This window comes from Pseudomonas sp. ADPe, assembly GCF_014843515.1.
Lineage (GTDB): Bacteria > Pseudomonadota > Gammaproteobacteria > Pseudomonadales > Pseudomonadaceae > Pseudomonas > Pseudomonas citronellolis.
Genome location: NZ_CP062122.1, coordinates 2,198,957 through 2,215,230, shown reverse-complemented (window position 1 = coordinate 2,215,230; position 16,274 = coordinate 2,198,957). Strand labels below are relative to the sequence as shown.

The 16,274-nt window shown below is 67.3% G+C and carries 21 protein-coding genes; 19 read left to right on the top strand and 2 right to left on the bottom strand.

Annotated features, from left to right (window positions below):
• Positions 1 to 95: 95 nt before the first annotated feature.
• From rpe to trpE, 3 genes are all read left to right on the top strand, one after another.
• Complete coding sequence (gene rpe / locus IG194_RS10195; protein WP_058487619.1) at positions 96 to 770, top strand: ribulose-phosphate 3-epimerase; 675 nt, start codon at positions 96 to 98, stop codon at positions 768 to 770.
• On the top strand, positions 770 to 1,594 hold the full coding sequence (locus tag IG194_RS10190; RefSeq protein WP_058487618.1) for a phosphoglycolate phosphatase: 825 nt from the start codon (positions 770 to 772) through the stop codon (positions 1,592 to 1,594). Before rpe ends, IG194_RS10190 begins: the two co-directional genes overlap by 1 nt.
• Positions 1,595 to 1,664: 70 nt before the next feature.
• Positions 1,665 to 3,152 (top strand): anthranilate synthase component I, encoded by a 1,488-nt coding sequence (gene trpE / locus IG194_RS10185; RefSeq protein WP_009615607.1) that lies wholly within the window; start codon positions 1,665 to 1,667, stop codon positions 3,150 to 3,152.
• A gap of 292 nt (positions 3,153 to 3,444) precedes the next feature.
• On the opposite strand, the gene IG194_RS10180 is transcribed toward trpE, so the two are convergent.
• Both IG194_RS10180 and IG194_RS10175 read right to left on the bottom strand, forming a co-directional pair.
• Positions 3,445 to 3,753: a pyocin activator PrtN family protein gene (locus tag IG194_RS10180; protein ID WP_043319249.1), complete on the bottom strand. Its 309-nt coding sequence runs from the start codon at positions 3,751 to 3,753 to the stop codon at positions 3,445 to 3,447.
• A gap of 129 nt (positions 3,754 to 3,882) precedes the next feature.
• Positions 3,883 to 4,641 (bottom strand): XRE family transcriptional regulator, encoded by a 759-nt coding sequence (locus tag IG194_RS10175; RefSeq protein ID WP_043269263.1) that lies wholly within the window; start codon positions 4,639 to 4,641, stop codon positions 3,883 to 3,885.
• Positions 4,642 to 5,036: 395 nt separating this feature from the next.
• Between IG194_RS10175 and IG194_RS10170 the strand changes: the two genes are divergently transcribed.
• From IG194_RS10170 to IG194_RS10095, 16 genes are all read left to right on the top strand, one after another.
• On the top strand, positions 5,037 to 5,246 hold the full coding sequence (locus IG194_RS10170; protein ID WP_058487617.1) for a TraR/DksA C4-type zinc finger protein: 210 nt from the start codon (positions 5,037 to 5,039) through the stop codon (positions 5,244 to 5,246).
• Between the two features lie 17 nt (positions 5,247 to 5,263).
• Positions 5,264 to 5,623 carry a hypothetical protein gene (locus IG194_RS10165; protein ID WP_009615611.1) on the top strand — a complete coding sequence of 120 codons (360 nt, stop codon included), beginning with the start codon at positions 5,264 to 5,266 and terminating at the stop codon, positions 5,621 to 5,623.
• 40 nt (positions 5,624 to 5,663) lie between these two features.
• The gene (locus IG194_RS10160; protein ID WP_225617193.1) at positions 5,664 to 6,170 is read left to right on the top strand and encodes a GNAT family N-acetyltransferase; all 507 of its coding nucleotides are present in this window, start codon (positions 5,664 to 5,666) and stop codon (positions 6,168 to 6,170) included.
• A gap of 280 nt (positions 6,171 to 6,450) precedes the next feature.
• Complete coding sequence (locus IG194_RS10155; protein ID WP_009615613.1) at positions 6,451 to 6,783, top strand: phage holin family protein; 333 nt, start codon at positions 6,451 to 6,453, stop codon at positions 6,781 to 6,783.
• A gap of 28 nt (positions 6,784 to 6,811) precedes the next feature.
• Complete coding sequence (locus tag IG194_RS10150) at positions 6,812 to 7,330, top strand: hypothetical protein (protein WP_058487616.1); 519 nt, start codon at positions 6,812 to 6,814, stop codon at positions 7,328 to 7,330.
• Positions 7,327 to 7,890 carry a phage baseplate assembly protein V gene (locus IG194_RS10145; protein ID WP_058487615.1) on the top strand — a complete coding sequence of 188 codons (564 nt, stop codon included), beginning with the start codon at positions 7,327 to 7,329 and terminating at the stop codon, positions 7,888 to 7,890. Before IG194_RS10150 ends, IG194_RS10145 begins: the two co-directional genes overlap by 4 nt.
• 100 nt (positions 7,891 to 7,990) lie before the next feature.
• Complete coding sequence (locus IG194_RS10140) at positions 7,991 to 8,317, top strand: GPW/gp25 family protein (RefSeq protein WP_058487614.1); 327 nt, start codon at positions 7,991 to 7,993, stop codon at positions 8,315 to 8,317.
• Positions 8,314 to 9,207, top strand: coding sequence for a baseplate J/gp47 family protein (locus IG194_RS10135; RefSeq protein ID WP_082996402.1), 894 nt, complete (start codon positions 8,314 to 8,316; stop codon positions 9,205 to 9,207). The genes IG194_RS10140 and IG194_RS10135 overlap by 4 nt, the downstream gene beginning before the upstream one ends.
• Entirely contained in the window at positions 9,200 to 9,790 is a 591-nt protein-coding gene (locus tag IG194_RS10130; protein ID WP_058487613.1) for a phage tail protein I, read from the top strand. Before IG194_RS10135 ends, IG194_RS10130 begins: the two co-directional genes overlap by 8 nt.
• A gap of 8 nt (positions 9,791 to 9,798) precedes the next feature.
• Positions 9,799 to 10,110, top strand: coding sequence for a hypothetical protein (locus tag IG194_RS10125; protein ID WP_058487612.1), 312 nt, complete (start codon positions 9,799 to 9,801; stop codon positions 10,108 to 10,110).
• Positions 10,111 to 10,188: 78 nt separating this feature from the next.
• Positions 10,189 to 11,799 (top strand): phage tail protein, encoded by a 1,611-nt coding sequence (locus IG194_RS10120; RefSeq protein ID WP_058487611.1) that lies wholly within the window; start codon positions 10,189 to 10,191, stop codon positions 11,797 to 11,799.
• Positions 11,800 to 11,807: 8 nt separating this feature from the next.
• On the top strand, positions 11,808 to 12,080 hold the full coding sequence (locus IG194_RS10115) for a hypothetical protein (RefSeq protein ID WP_058487610.1): 273 nt from the start codon (positions 11,808 to 11,810) through the stop codon (positions 12,078 to 12,080).
• A gap of 96 nt (positions 12,081 to 12,176) precedes the next feature.
• The gene (locus IG194_RS10110) at positions 12,177 to 13,334 is read left to right on the top strand and encodes a phage tail sheath family protein (protein WP_058487609.1); all 1,158 of its coding nucleotides are present in this window, start codon (positions 12,177 to 12,179) and stop codon (positions 13,332 to 13,334) included.
• A gap of 12 nt (positions 13,335 to 13,346) precedes the next feature.
• Positions 13,347 to 13,850 (top strand): phage major tail tube protein, encoded by a 504-nt coding sequence (locus IG194_RS10105; RefSeq protein WP_043269248.1) that lies wholly within the window; start codon positions 13,347 to 13,349, stop codon positions 13,848 to 13,850.
• Between the two features lie 10 nt (positions 13,851 to 13,860).
• Complete coding sequence (locus tag IG194_RS10100) at positions 13,861 to 14,172, top strand: phage tail assembly protein (protein ID WP_043269246.1); 312 nt, start codon at positions 13,861 to 13,863, stop codon at positions 14,170 to 14,172.
• 158 nt (positions 14,173 to 14,330) lie between these two features.
• Positions 14,331 to 16,253: a phage tail tape measure protein gene (locus IG194_RS10095; RefSeq protein WP_058487608.1), complete on the top strand. Its 1,923-nt coding sequence runs from the start codon at positions 14,331 to 14,333 to the stop codon at positions 16,251 to 16,253.
• Positions 16,254 to 16,274 lie beyond the last annotated feature (21 nt).

Below are 16,274 nucleotides of genomic sequence, written 5' to 3'. Positions count from 1 at the left end.
GACAGTTGCTCCTACAACCATCGCCTCGATCCCCCTCGCTCGCTCCGAGCGGCTACAATGCGCGCCATCCGTGATTCCGCCCACAGAGGTGCGCCATGCAACCCTACGCCATCGCCCCGTCGATTCTCTCCGCCGACTTCGCCCGCCTGGGCGAGGACGTGGACAAGGTGCTCGCCGCCGGCGCCGACATCGTCCACTTCGACGTGATGGACAACCACTACGTGCCGAACCTGACCATCGGCCCGATGGTCTGCTCGGCGCTGCGCAAGTACGGTGTCACCGCGCCCATCGACGTGCACCTGATGGTCTCCCCGGTGGACCGCATCATCGGCGACTTCATCGAGGCCGGCGCCACCTACATCACCTTCCACCCCGAAGCCAGCCAGCACATCGACCGCTCCCTGCAACTGATCAAGGATGGCGGCTGCAAGGCCGGCCTGGTGTTCAACCCGGCCACCTCGCTGGACGCGCTCAAGTACGTGATGGACAAGATCGACATGGTCCTCCTGATGAGCGTGAACCCCGGCTTCGGCGGGCAGAAGTTCATCCCCGGCACCCTCGACAAGCTGCGCGAGGCGCGCGCGCTGATCGACGCTTCCGGCCGCGACATCCGCCTGGAGATCGACGGCGGGGTGAACGTGAAGAACATCCGCGAGATCGCCGCGTCGGGCGCCGACACCTTCGTCGCCGGCTCGGCCATCTTCAACGCCCCCGACTACGCCGAGGTCATCCGCGCCATGCATGCCGAGTTGGCGCAGGTCGGCAAGTGATGAGCGCTGCACAAGCGCTGTTCGCCGGGCGCCTGCCGCGCCTGGTGATGTTCGACCTGGACGGCACCCTGGTGGACTCGGTGCCGGACCTGGCCGCCGCGGTGGACAAGGCCCTGATTGGCATGGGCCGCGCGCCCGCCGGGCTGGACCAGGTGCGCCACTGGGTCGGCAACGGCGCCCGGGTGCTGGTGCGCCGCGCCCTGGCCGGCGGCATCGAGCATGAAGGCGTCAGCGAGGAGGACACCGAGCGCGCCCTGGCGCTGTTCATGGACGCCTACGCCGACAGCCACGCGCTCACCGAGGTCTACCCCGGCGTGGTGGACACCCTGAAATGGCTGAAGAAACAGGGCGTGGAGCTGGCGCTGATCACCAACAAGCCCGAGCGCTTCGTCGCCCCGCTGCTGGACGAGATGGGCCTGGGCAAGTTCTTCCGCTGGATCGTCGGCGGCGACACCCTGCCGCAGCAGAAGCCCGACCCGGCCGCGCTGCTGTTCGTGATGAAGGCTGCCGGCGTTGCGCCCGGCGAGGCGCTGTTCGTCGGCGACTCGCGCAACGACGTGCTGGCCGCCAAGGCCGCCGGGGTGCGCAGCGTCGGCCTGACCTACGGCTACAACCACGGCCGGCCGATCGCCGAGGAGCAGCCGAGCCTGGTGCTGGACGACCTGCGCCAACTGCTGCCTTGCTTCGACCCGGGCAAAGCGATAGTGTTGCCGGACGACGGTTCCAACCCCGCCCATCGAGACTCCAACGTGCTGGACACGGCTCCCCGCAAACTCTGGATGAAAGTCATCAAGGCCCTGGCCCGCTGGCGCTGGCGCGCCTGACATTCCTCCGGCCGGACCTCCCGGCGCCCGTTTGCCACTGCCCGTTCCACCTCCTCGCACGAGACCGCTCATGAACCGCGACGCATTCCAGCGGCTGGCCGCCGAAGGCTACAACCGCATCCCCCTGACCTGCGAAACCCTCGCCGACTTCGACACCCCGCTGTCGATCTACCTGAAGCTCGCCGACGGCGCCAACAGCTACCTGCTGGAATCGGTGCAGGGCGGCGAGAAGTGGGGCCGCTACTCCATCATCGGCCTGCCGTGCCGCACCGTGCTGCGGGTGTACGGCCACAGCGTGAGCGTCAGCGTCGACGGCGTGGAAAGCGAGCGCTTCGACTGCGAGGACCCGCTGGCCTTCGTCGAGCAGTTCAAGGAGCGCTACCGCGTGCCGACCCTGCCGGGCCTGCCGCGCTTCAACGGCGGCCTGGTCGGCTACTTCGGCTACGACTGCGTGCGCTACGTCGAGCCGCGCCTGGCGCAGTGCCCGAACCCGGACCCGCTGGGCAACCCGGACATCCTGCTGATGGTCTCCGACGCCGTGGTCGTCTTCGACAACCTGGCTGGCAAGCTGCACGCCATCGTCCTCGCCGACCCGGCCGAGGCGGATGCCTACGACAAGGGCCAGGCGCGCCTGGAGGAACTGCTGCAGCGCCTGCGCCAGCCGATCACCCCGCGCCGGGGCCTGGATTTCGCCGCGGTCAACGCGCCCGAGCCGCAGTTCCGCGCCAGCTTCACCCGCGAGGACTACGAGCGCGCGGTGGACACCGTCAAGGAATACATCCTGGCCGGCGACTGCATGCAGGTGGTGCCCTCGCAGCGCATGTCCATCGACTTCAAGGCCGCGCCCATCGACCTGTACCGAGCGCTGCGCTGCTTCAACCCGACGCCCTACATGTACTTCTTCAACTTCGGCGACTTCCACGTGGTGGGCAGCTCGCCGGAAGTGCTGGTGCGGGTGGAGGACGGCGAGGTCACGGTGCGCCCGATCGCCGGCACCCGCCCGCGCGGCGCCACCGAGGAAGCCGACCGCGCCCTGGAGCAGGACCTGCTGTCCGACGCCAAGGAAATCGCCGAGCACCTGATGCTCATCGACCTGGGCCGCAACGACGTCGGCCGCGTGTCGCAGACCGGCTCGGTGAAGGTCACCGAGCAGATGGTCATCGAGCGCTACTCCAACGTCATGCACATCGTTTCCAACGTCAACGGCCAGCTCAAGCCCGAGCTCAGCGCCATGGACGCCCTGCGCGCGATCCTGCCAGCCGGCACCCTGTCCGGCGCGCCGAAGATCCGCGCCATGGAAATCATCGACGAGCTGGAGCCGGTCAAGCGCGGCGTCTACGGCGGCGCCGTGGGCTACCTGGCGTGGAACGGCAACATGGACACCGCCATCGCCATCCGCACCGCGGTGATCAAGAACGGCGAACTGCACGTGCAGGCCGGCGGCGGCATCGTCGCCGACTCGGTGCCGGCGCTGGAGTGGGAAGAAACCATCAACAAGCGCCGCGCGATGTTCCGCGCGGTGGCCCTGGCCGAACACACCGCGCGCCTCGAAGACTGAGCGCTGCTGCCGTAACGCAGAACGCCGTTTCCCTGGGAGGGGAAACGGCGTTTTCGTTGGTGCCCGCAGTTTTCCCGTAGGAGCGGACCTTGTCCGCGATGGTTGAGCCCGTGCCGGGCAATCGCGGATAAATCCGCTCAGGAAGCACGGCTTTTCGTAGGATGGCGTTGAGCGAAGCGATACCCATCACCACGACAGCATGGGTATCGCAAGCTCAACCCATCCTACGGAGGGCACCTCGGCGCAAGACTGTTGCTCCTACGATGCGAGCGCGGCATGCTCGCTCACCCCATCACGCCTGCTGCCCCGCCCGGCGCCGGGCCAGGGCGGCATCCGCCAGGCTGGCGCGCTGCTCGACGTAGGCCGCCAGGTGATCCACCGCCACGTACTGCATGGCCTTGTGGCTGTCGTCCAGGGTGGTCACCGGCAGGGCGATGCGTCCGCAGGCCAGGGCCTTGCCGAAGTTCTCCCGGTTGAGGTTGCGGAACCAGCGCTCGCGCACCTGCTCCAGGGGCACCAGCACGTCGCCGAATATCTGGTAGACCAGCGCCACGGTTTCCTGGCGTGGCGCCGGTTGGGTGTCGGAGTTCGACGGCAGCATGGCTTCCTCCTGCTTGCGGTTGTCGTTCGATGGGGGAAATATAGCTTTTGTTGTTTTTCCTGGCAATCGCCGTTCGCCCGGCTTTCCATCGCGCAGAAGAAACCCCGCCGTGGCGGGGTTGGGGAGGGCTCAGCGAACCAGCGTGGGCGCGCGGCGATGGCGCACCGTCGACCACCAGAACACCCAGCCGATGATGCTCAGCTGGCTGGCCTGGATGGCCTGGGCGTCGTATTCCTCGTCGCCGTACTCGTCGCGGTTGAAGCTGCGCAGGCGGATGCCGCCGCCCGGCAGGCGGTAGAGGAACTTCACCCGCAGCATGCCCTCGTGCTCCAGGGCGTAGATCTCGCCGTCGGTGATGTGCGTCGTCGCCGTATCGATGCCGATGGTGGAGCCATCCATGATCAGCGGCTCCATGCTGTTGCCGGTGAGCTGGGCGCAGATGGCCGCGTCCGGGTCGACCCCGGCGGCGCGCAGGGTGGCGTAGGAGAAGCGCAGCTTGCGCCCCTCGATCTGGCGCACCGCGGTGCGCCCGGCGCCGGCGGACATTTCCACTTCCTTGTACAAGGGCAGTTCCACCTCGTCTTCGTCCAGCGGCGTGCTGCTGTCCCAGGGGTGCAGCGGCTCCAGGCGCAGCGGGCTGCCGTCGGCCGGTGGCGTGGCGGCCTGCGGCGAGCCTTCGCCGGTGCCCAGCCAGACCGGCGAGACGCCCAGGGCCGCGGCGATCTCGATCAGCTTGCGGGTGCTCTGGGCCTTGCCGGCGGTCAGCTTGTGGATGGTGTTCTGCGAGACCCCGGCCGCTTCGGCGAGGCTCTCCTGCTTGAGGTTGCGCGCGGCCATGGCCTGCTTGAGGCGCTCGGCGAGCGTGGAGGGGCGGGCTGTGCTGTTCATGGCGGCACTCTACCGCCCGTCCCGGGGAAGTGTAAATAGCTTTGGTGTTGACGATAAATAGCTTTAGTTGTAACTTTTCCTTCGCCGGCCTTCTGAAGGTTGTTTCCGAGCCGGCGGCGGACGCGATCCGACACGAGGGTGCCGGCGCCTCCGTCTTCCGCGGCAGGGAAGCCGTGGGTTGCCTGCGGCCCGTGCGTCACGGGGCAGGCTGACGGCGGAAGCGGGCGAGGAGCGCAGCGCTTCCGCGCGGCGAGTGGCGTCCACCTGAGCGCCACGCATCGACAAACAGCACGCGAATGATCTGGCAGCGCGGCCGCGGGATGGCACGCGCAGGGCGGGTCGTCGCCCGGAGAAAAGCATGAACGCACCAGCGCAACACCACGGGGAGGTCGCCCATGGCTGATCTCGCCGATTACGCCAACGACCTGGTCCTGGAACGCCTCGACGCCCTGCTGGCGGCACGGAGCGGCAACGAGCCGGAGCCCGCCGCCGCCGACTGCCAGCTCTGCGGCGAGCCCATCCCCGAGGCCCGCCGCCTGGCGGTGCCCGGCTGCAACCGCTGCCTGGACTGCCAGGCCCTGGACGAACTGGAACGACGCCGCTGAAGGCGCGGGAGGCAAACGTGATCAAGCCGATCGATGAAATGCTCAGGCTCTGGGCCGAGGAAATGCACAGCCCGGGCGTGGCCGGTGGCGGCTATGCCGGCGGCAACCTGCTGGCGCTGATGATCGCCAACAAGGGCGAGATGATCCGCGGCACCCGCGGCAGCCGGGTACTGCTCGACCGCGTCGCCGAGCTGGACCTGATCGTCAACGGCCTGCCCGAGCAGCAGAAGCAGGTGGTCAGCGAACACTACCTGAACCGCGACAGCGAACCCGAGCAGAAGTACCGCCACTGCCGCTGCAGCCGCAACACCTTCTACCTGCGCCTGCACGTGGCGCATCAGAGCATCCAGGCCCGCCTGCTGCGCCGCGTGGCCTGACCCCGCCAAGCCCGGCCCCCGCGCCGGGCTTGCTCCACCCATGCGCCGCTGCGCTATGCTCGCGGCCATGGACAGCACCTCCCTCACCCTGCGCCCCGCGAGCCCGGCCGATGCCGAGGCGATCCTGCGGATACTCGGCGAAACCTACGAAACCACCTGGAAACCCCAACTGACCGCCGAGGCGCGGGCGCGCTTCGAAGCGGCAGGGCGCACCCGTGCCTACGTCCAGGCGCGCCTCGGGCATTTCCACCTGGCCTGCCTGGGCGGCGAGGTCATCGGCCTGGTCGACTGGCGCGACGACTTCATCGATGCCCTGCACGTCTCGCCCCGGGCCCAGCGCGCCGGCGCCGGCAGCGCCCTGCTGCGCTTCGCCGAACGGCGGATGGCCGCGGCCGGCCACGCGCAGGCGCGCCTGGAGACCGACACCTTCAACAGCCAGAGCCGCGCCTTCTACGCCAGGCACGGCTACGCCGAAATCGACTTCTACCCCGACGAGGAATGGCACAGCGGCTTCACCACGGTGCTGCTGAGCAAGCCCCTGGGCTGAATCGCCGTGCATCGCCGGTGCGTTGCCGGTGCATTGCCCACCTATTGCGGTGCCAGGGCGGAAATGCCTTGTCCGGCCGGGAATCGGGGGGTACAAAGTCATCAATCTTGCAAAGGTGCGTCCCCAGGGAGCACCGCTGAAAACCTCGTCGAGCCCGGCCCCAACGCCGGGCTTTTTCGTTTCCGCTGCCCGCTTCCGCGGCCTGCGGCCGTAATCCCCGGCTGGCTGATAGCCGCCGGTTCCGCCCGCCGGCGCGGGCGTTTGTCTTCAAGGTGAACCCATGGGCAATGAACCCGAGATGCCGCTGTGGGTATCGATCCTGCTGGCCGCCGTGGGCGGCGTCAGCGGCGAGATGTGGCGGGCCGACAAGGCCGGCCTGGGCGGCTGGGGGCTGCTGCGGCGCCTGGCGTTGCGCTCCGGCGCCTCGATCGTCTGCGGTGTGGCGGTGATGTTCCTGGCCCTGGCCTGCGGCGCCTCGCTGCTGCTCAGCGCCGCCGTCGGCAGCCTGACCGCGGCGGCCGGCGCCGAGATCGCCGTCGGCCTCTACGAACGCTGGGCGGCCCGCCGCCTGGGTGTCTGCCAATTGAGCGACAGCGACCACGAGCGTCGCTGAACGAATCCATCGGAAACAGGGAGGCGCCATGCCTGACCAGGAGTTGACCCTCGAAAGCCTGCTGGCCGCCGTCGAACAGCGGCTGCGCGCGGTACTGCCGGAGGCCGTGCAGATACTGCGCGGCCCACTGGGCACGGCCACCCCGCAGCCGCCCGCGCTGCTGCTGGAATACGCCGCGTTGGCGCCGGGCCGCGACCCCGGCACCGGCGAGACGGCGCTGCTGTGCCGCCTGCAGGCGCGCCTGCTGCTGCAGCGCGACGACGCCGAGGCGGAAGTGCTGGCGCTGCAACTGGCTTCGCTGATCGCCGTCCTGCTGCGCGCGCAGACCTGGGACCTGCCGCTGGAGCCGGCCGGCTTCGTCCAGGCCCGGCCCGAAACCAGCGAGGCCTACCGCGTCTGGCTGCTGGAGTGGGACCAGCCACTGCTGCTGGGCACGCCGGAATGGCCCTGGGAGGACCAGCCGCCGGGCTCGCTGCTGCTGGGCATCGAGCCGCAGACCGGCCCCGGCCACGAGGCCGACTACTTCGCCCCGGAGGACCTGGCATGAATCCGACCTACGTGAGCGCCGAGCACGACCGCATGCTCGCCTCGCTGATCGTGCCCTGCGTGGTGGTCGCCGTGGACCTGGCCGCCGCCCGGGTGCGGGTGCGCAATGGCGACTGGACCAGCGCCTGGGTGCGCTGGCACGCCCAGGGCGCAGGCCCGGCGCGGCACTGGCGGGCGCCGGGCATCGGCGAGCAGGGCGTATTGCTCAGCCCGTCCGGGGTGCTGGCCATGGGCACCTTCGTGCCCGGCCTGTACGGCGATGCCGGCGCCCCGGCGGACAGCCGCGACCACGTCGAGACCTGGCGCTTCGCCGACGGCGGCAGCCTGAGCTACGACTGGGCGGCGCACAGCTACAGCATCGAACTGCCCAGCGGCAGCGTCACGGTGAAGGTGGGTGGGGCGCAGGTACTGGTCAGCGATTCCAGCGTGACGGTCAAGGCCGGGCAGATCAGCCTGCAGGGCGAGGTGGCCATCCAGGGCAACCTGGCAGTGCAGGGCAACGTCACCAGCAGCGGCTCGATCATGGACACCACCGGCAACAGCAACCACCACACCCACTGAACCGTCACTTTCATCCACAGGCCCGCCACGTGCGGGCCTCTTCGTTTCTGGAGAACAGCATGGGCAAGCACAACCGCCCGCCACAGGGGAGGGCGCGGCCATGATCGGCATGGACAGGCGCAACGGCCAGCCCCTGGGCGGCCTGGCGCACCTGAAACAATCCATCGAGGACATCCTCGGCACGCCCCTGGGCAGCCGGCGCATGCGCCCGGAATACGGCAGCCAGCTGCGGCGCATGGTCGACCTGCCGCTCAGCGAAGGCTGGAAAAGCGCGGTGCAGGCCGAGGTCGCCCGTTCCCTCGGGCGCTGGGAGCCGCGCATCCGCCTGCAATCGGTGAAGGTCAGCGCGGTGCTCGATGGCCGCGTCAGCCTGCTGTTGAGCGGGCTCTACCAGGGTGACAACTTGAGCATGGAGGTGAGTATTTGAACATCATCGATCTCTCCCAACTACCGATGCCTGCCGTGGTAGAGCCCCTGGATTTCGAGAGCATCTACCAAGAGCAATTGGCTTACTTCCAATCAAGCATGGGTGACGGCTGGACGGCTGTTTTGGAGTCGGACCCCGTCGTCAAGCTGATTGAGCTCGCTGCCTATCGTGAGGTCATGCTCAGGGGCCGGGTCAATGACGCCGCCAGAGCTGTGATGCTGGCTTATGCCACTGGTTCTGATCTTGACCAGATCGGAGCCAACTATCAGGTCGAACGCCTCCTGATCGATCCCGGCGATGTAAAGGCAATCCCTCCACGTCAGCCTGCCTATGAGGCCGACGAGGATTATCGGCGACGTATCCAACTGTCCTTCGAGGGCTATACGACTGCCGGTAGCGAGCAGTCGTACATCTTTCATGGGCTCAGTGCGGATCCGGAGGTTCTTGACGTGAGTGCTATCAGTCCAGGGCCAGGCGCCGTCACCGTGTATGTCCTATCCAGGATTGGTGACGGTATGGCATCCGAAGTCTTGTTGGCCAATGTAGCTAAAGTGCTGAATGCGGATGAGGTTCGGCCGATGACTGATCGATTGACGGTGCAGTCTGCCAGCATCGTTCGTTACAGCATCGTTGCGACACTAACCGTGTTACCTGGACCGGATGCTTCCGTCGTACGCGATGCTGCCCAGGCGGCTGCCGAGTCCTATGCGAAGGCGCAGCATGTACTTGGACAGGGAGTGACGCTGTCCGGGATTTACGCGGCCTTGCACCAGCCGGGAGTACAGCGGGTGGATCTGAGCTCGCCATCGAGCAACCTTGCCGTGGCGATTGGTGAGGCAAGCTTTTGCGAGTCGATTCAACTGACCGTAGCGGAGCAGAGCGATGACTAGTCTCTTGCCTATAAACGCTACAGCCCTTGAGCGAGCAGCTGAGGCGTTCGGTGTTCGAGCAACCGATATCCCGGTACTCGTTCGAGCGCTTTGGAATCCGGAAACCTGCCCTCTGAACCTATTGCCCTGGTTGGCCTGGGCTTGGTCAGTTGATAGCTGGTCCGACGATTGGTCGGAGAGCCAGAAGCGTGACACCGTGAAGCAGGCATTAGCTGTGCAACGCATCAAGGGCACCGTTGGCGCTGTACGTCGGGCGCTGGGTGCCCTAGGTCTGCCGGTGCGCGTGCAGGAGTGGTTCAACCAGACTCCGACCGGCCAGCCTTACACTTTCCGCTTGCTGCTGGACGTTGACCAGGGGGCTCTGACCAAGGTCGATCTAGCCAAAGTGCTCGAGGTGGTAGCCAACACGAAGAACCTGCGCTCGCAACTCGAGACAGTGCTGCTCACCGTCACGAGCCAAGCCGAGCTATCGGTCGCCGTGGTGACCACTCTCGGCAGTGATCTGAGCGTCAGCAACTATCAGCCGCCGCGTTTGGTCATCAACGAATCCGCCTTGCCGGTCTACGGCACTGCCACGGTCTGAGGGCTGCTATGGAACTCAAAAACTACTTCGTCCAGAACGCCAATGGCGACATCCTGCCTGGGGCCACTGCGGCGCTGTACCTGCCTGGAACTACCTCTCTGGTCAGCGACCTCAAGGACTCCGATGGCGCTGCGCTTGCGAATCCCTTTGCTGCCACAGCCGATGGCCTGCTGCAGTTCGCTGCACCGAATGGGACCTATGACCTCACCGTCAGCACGCTCGGACGCAGCTACACCGTGCGCATCCAGTGCAACGATGGGGCACTGCGACCGCGTTCTGGTTACTACGCCAACGCACGATCCGAGGCCCCCATCGAGTAGCCCGCCGAAGTCATCAAGGCCGAGCCCCATGCGCCTCGGTGCGTTTGGGCCTGACCGAAGATCAATGAGGGACTCCCCATGCTATTTAAGACGATTCACACTTTCTACGGCCTGACGGCCATGGCCGAGGCGGAATCCGCCGGAGTGCCAATCAACCTACCGACCATGGCCGTCGGTGATGGCAACGGTAACCCGACCGATCCGCAAGAGACCGACACCCAACTGGTGCGCGAGCGCTACCGCGCGGCGGTCAACCGCGTCTACCAATCGCCCACCGATCCGAAGCGCTTCACCGCTGAACTGGTAGTGCCGGCGGACATCGGCGGCTTCACTATGCGCGAAGTCGCAGTTTTTGACAGTCATGGCTCCATGTTCGTGGTCGGCACCTTGCCGGACACCTACAAGCCCACCGTCGACGAGGGTGCTTTCTCCGATGTAGTGGTGCGCGTCGACTTCTTGGTCAGCAATGCCCAGATCATCACTCTGCAGGTCGACCCGGCCATCGCCGTGGCCTCCCAGCAGTGGGTTCTAAGCAACGTGAAGGCCGCCCAGATCATTCCGGGCGGCACCGTTACCCAGTTCTTGGGCAAGGCGAGCAACGCCGACGGTGACTATCAGTGGAAGGAGATGGATGCTATCAACGTCACCGTCGATACGGTGGCCGAGAAGCAGCTTCTGGCGGCCAACCAGACCACCGTCGACCTGACCGTCACTACCACCTACGGCCTGGCGGTCTACGTGGCCGGCCTGCGCCTGGACAAGGGGACCGGCGCCGACGAGTGGCAGCCCGACGCGAACATCCCCACCCGACTCAAGCTGGGCAAGAGCTACGCTGCGAACACCCGCATCACCTTGGTGAACAACGAGCCGGCCGGCAGCGCGCCAGCACCGCTGGAGCGCGGGAACAACCTGGCGGATGTGATCGACAAAGCTGCCGGTCGGACAAACCTCGACGTCTTCAGCAAGTCGGAGACGCGGACCATGGCTCCCGCAGGCTTGGTGGCGACTTTTGCGCGCAGCACGGCACCGACGGGTTGGCTCAAGGCCAACGGCGCCGCCGTCAGTCGCACGGCGTATGCAGACCTGTTTGCCGCCATCGGTACGACCCATGGCGCTGGCGATGGTTTCAACACCTTCAACCTGCCGGATCTACGCGGCGAGTTTATTCGTGGCTGGGACGATAGTCGTGGTGTCGATGGTGATAGGGTACTGGGCAGTTGGCAGAGCGGCGCCATGGAAAGCCACATCCACAGCGCGACGACTGCCGATGCTGGCGGCCATGTTCACACGGGGACGACCAATTCCGCCGGCGCCCACAATCACGCCGCAAGCACCGCTACCGCGGGCAATCACGCCCACGGCGCTTGGACTGATGCCCAGGGACAGCATACTCATGCTGCGTTGGGCTCTCCGGGGGTTGGCCAAGGAGCAGCGGGGCCCAACTCTGTCATGCAGGCCTTGGGAAGCACAAACACGACTTCTGCGGCAGGTCTGCATTCGCACAATGTTGGCGTAGCGTCCGCGGGGGATCATACCCATGGCGTTTCCGTAGGTAGTGGCGGAGAGCATAGCCACAACCTATCTATTGCCTCTGCTGGTACCCACAGCCACAGCATCACCATCAGTAGTGCCGGTGGCTTAGAAACTCGGCCACGCAACGTTGCATTGCTGGTCTGCATCAAATACTAGGAGGCTCCATGCTTGCCTATCTGTTCGACACCGCCGGTCTGTTCATCGGCGTCACCGAAGCGGACGAGTCGCCACTGGAGCCGGGTATTTTCCTCCTACCGGCGCGCAGCACTCTGATCGCACCGCAGGAGTCGTTTCCTGACGGTCAATGGCCACGTTTCAATGGTCTGGAATGGGAGCTGGTCAATCGGCCTTCGCCAGCACCAACGCAAGACGCCCTTACCCGTCTTGCCGACTTTCTTGCACAGAACCCCGATGTAGAGGAGCTGCTGGCTAAGTAATCGATTCAGGAAAGCTAGATTCTAAGTCTGAACCCCAACCCCAACCCCAACCCACAACCGCCTACCGGCGGTTTTTTTATGTCTGGAGAAAACCCTATGAGCTTCTTTCACGGCGTTACCGTGACCAACGTCGACGTCGGCGCGCGCACCATCGCGCTGCCGTCGTCCTCGATCATCGGCCTGGTGGATACCTTCACCCCGGGCGCTCCGGCCAGCGCCGAGCCCGACGTGCCGGTGCTGCTGACCAGCCTGCGCGAGGCGGCCGCCGCCTTCGGCGCGGGCTCGGCGATCTACAAGGCCTGCACCGCCATCTTCACCCAGGCCTCCGCCGTGGTCGTCGCGGTCGGTGTGGCCGAGGTCGAGGACCCGGCGCAGCAGACCTCGGCGATCATCGGCAGCGTCACCGAGTCCGGCCAGCGCACCGGCCTGCAAGCGCTGCTCGACGGCAAGTCGCGCTTCAACGCCCAGCCGCGCCTGCTGGTGGCGCCGAAGCATTCCGCCACCGAGGCCGTGGCCACCGCCATGGACGCCCTGGCCGGCAAGCTGCGCGCCATCGCCATCGTCGACGGGCCGAACAGCACCGACGAGGCGGCCATCGCCTATGCCGGCGAGTTCGGCAGCAAGCGCGTGTACCTGGTCGACCCCGGCGTGCAGTACTGGGACACCGAGGCCAGCGCCAGCGCCGACGCCCCGGCCTCGGCATACGCCGCCGGGCTGTTCGCCTGGACCGACGCCGAGTACGGCTTCTGGTCCTCGCCGTCGAACAAGGTGTTCACCGGCATCACCGGCACCACCCGCCCGGTGGAGTTCCTCGACGGCGACGCGACCTGCCGCGCCAACCTGCTGAACAACGCCAACGTCACCACCATCATCCGCGACGACGGCTACCGCCTGTGGGGCAACCGCACCCTGTCCAGCGACCCGAAGTGGGCCTTCGTGACCCGCGTGCGCACCCTCGACATGGTGATGGACGCCATCCTCGCCGGGCACAAGTGGGCGGTCGACCGCGGCATCACCAAGACCTACGTCAAGGACGTCACCGAGGGCCTGCGCGCCTTCATGCGCGACCTGAAGAACCAGGGCGCGGTGATCGACTTCGAGGTCTACGCCGACGCGGAGCTCAACACCGCCAGCCAGCTGGCCCAGGGCAAGGTGTACTGGAACATCCGCTTCACCGACGTGCCGCCCGCCGAAAACCCCAACTTCCGCGTGGAAGTCACCGACCAGTGGCTCACCGAAGTCCTCGACGCCTAAGGAGCAACACCCATGATTCCGCAAACCCTGAGCAACACCAACCTGTTCGTCGACGGCGTCAGCTTCGCCGGTGACGTGCCGTCGCTGACCCTGCCCAAGCTGAGCATCAAGACCCAGGACTACCAGGCCGGCGGCATGGACGCGCCCATCGCCCTGGACATGGGCCTGGAGAAGATGGAGGCGAAGTTCTCCACCAACGGCGCGCGGCGCGAGGCGCTGAACTTCTTCGGCCTGGCCGACCAGAGCGGCTTCAACGGCGTGTTCCGCGGCTCCTTCAAGGGCCAGAAGGGCGACGCCGTGCCGGTGATCGCGACCCTGCGCGGCATGCTCCAGGAAGTCGACCCGGGCGACTGGAAGGTCGGCGAGCTGGCCGAGTTCAAGTTCAACGTGGTGGTCAGCTACTACAAGCTGGAGGTCGACGGCCGCGAGGTCTTCGAGATCGACCCGCTGAACTCGGTGCGCCGCGTCAACGGCGTCGACCAGCTGGCCGCGCTGCGCGGCCACCTCGGCCTGTGAGGTGCGCGCCATGACCCAAGCACAACCGGCCTGGCTCAGCCTGGGCGCCGACGCCGCCACCGTGCGCCTGTCGCGCCCGGCGCAATGCAACGGCGTCAGCGTCGACAGCCTGACCCTGCGCGCCCCCACGGTGCGCGACATCCGCCTGGCCACCCGCGTCGGCGGCGATGCGGAGGAGCGCGAGCTGCAACTGTTCGCCTCCCTCGCCCAGGTCAGCGCCCAGGACCTGGAGGGGCTCAAGCTCAGCGACTACCAGCGGCTGCAGAACGCCTACTTTCGCCTGGTGCGCGAAGACGGCGACGAGTCCGGCGCGGATGCGTGAGCTGGCGCGGCGCCTGGCCCGCGAACTGGGCTTCGGCGCCGCCGACCTCGACGGTATGAGCCAGGGCGAACTGCTCTGGTGGCTGGGCGAGGACGCTGCCTGAGGGCGCGGGAGCGGCGTGCGTGCGCCGCTCCCGCCTTTGATGGATGGAATGAGCGATGAGCGAAAAACAGAAGATCAGCATCGTGCTCGGCGGGGTGCTCGACGCCAGTTTCGGGGCGGTCGTGGCGGACGCCAAGGCGCGTGTGGAAGCGCTCCGGCGCGGCAGCGAGCGTGCCTTCGACCTCCAGGGCCTGGTGGGTGAAACCCGCCTCCTGCAGACGGAATACCTGCGCCTGCAGCGCATCGGCGACGCCCAGGCGGACACGACCCTGCGGGCACTGGAAGGCAACCTGGCGCTGCTCAAGCGGCACGGCCTGGAGGTGGGCAACCTGTCGAAGCTGTATGAGCGCCTGGGCCGCAGCGTGCGTGGCAGCGAACTCAGGGCCCGGGGCTGGCAGCAGCTGGAGAGCGCCGGCCGCCGCTTCGGCGAGCTGGGCAGGTTCGGCAGCGCCATGGGCGTGCCCATCGGTATCGCCGCGGATTACCAGGAACGCATCCGTGCCCTGGCGATCCGTGGCGGTATCGCCGGCACCGCGCAGGAACGGCAACTGTCGCAACGGGTGCAGGAAAGCGCGCAAGGCAGCGGGATGAGCCGGGACGACAGCGCAAGCCTGCTTGCTGCGCTGATGGACAGTGGCATGCGGCAGCAGGATGCCCAGGCGCTCTTGCCGCTGGCGGCGAAATTCGCCCGCAGCCAGGGCGCCGGGCTCGCCGACACCGCGGCGCTGCTGCGCAGCCTGCAGGTGAAGGCAGGGCTCGATACTCCCGCCGAGCTGGCGAAGACGCTGGACTCCCTGGCCTTCCTCGGCCAGCAGGGCGAGTTCGAGACGGCGGACCTGGCGCGCCACCTGCCGGAACTGTTGTCCAGGGCGCGCCCGCGAAAGGGACGGGGCAGCGAGGCCGTCGTCCGCCTGGGGGCCATGCTGGAACTGCAGATGCGCAAGAGCGGCTCGCCCGAAGAGGCAGCCGAAAGGGTGGGCAAAGGGCTCAAGGGCCTGCTGCCGGCCTCGGGTGGCGGGAAGGAGTTGCAGCACCTGCAAGCGCAGGCCCTGAAAGCCAGTGGAGTGGTCGACAGCCTTCTCCTCCAGCGCAATGACACGACCTCGGCCCGCATCGGTGCGGCGCGGGCATCCAGCGAGACGCTGCTGGGAGCCGTCGGCGATGCGCTCGTGCCCTATGTGGACCCCGCGCTGGAGGTGGGCTCCGAGGGTTTCCGCCGCGCGACGCAACTGGTCAACGAGAACCCCGGCGTGGTGGCTTCGGCGGTGGGGCTGTTCGGTGCCTACAAGGGGGGCCGGGCGCTGTTCGATGCGGGGCGCGGCGCCGTGAACCTGGCGCGGGGCGGCCTGCTCGGCGCAAGAGCCGGGAAGCTGCCGGAGATTGCGTTGCGCACAGGCAACACGGTGAGTGGAGTGCCCGCCGTGCTCGACGCGGCCGGCAAGGGCGGCGCGCAACTGGCCCGCGGCGGTCGCCTGCTGCTACGCGGTGCCGTACCGCTGAGTGCCGGGCTGGCCGTGCTGGGTGCAGTGGATACCTACGCCAGCGACGGCTCTGCCCAGCAGAAGGGCGAAGGCTATGGCGGTGCCGCCGGCGCCCTGGTGGGAACCGCGCTGGGCGCTGCCGTGGGCTCGATAGTCCCGGTGGTGGGCACGGCCATCGGTGGTGCGCTCGGCGGCCTGCTGGGCGAGAAACTTGGCGGCTGGGGCGGCGGCAAGCTCGGCGCCTGGCTGGGCAAGGAGAGTGCAGCGGCGAAGGCCGAGGCCGCCAGTGCGCCCGAAGCGAAGCTGCCTCCCGCCGCGCCAGCGATACCGCCGGTGCAGAACTGGCACTTCTCCCCGCAGATCACCCTGAACGTCGGCGGCGGTCTGTTCGAGCCGCGCCTGCTGGCCGAACAGCTGCTGCCGCAACTGCGCCGGCTGCTCGACGAATTCAACAGCCGCCAGCGCAACGACAGCCTGTTCGACCTGCCGAGGCTCTGAACGGCGACCTGACGAATGAGG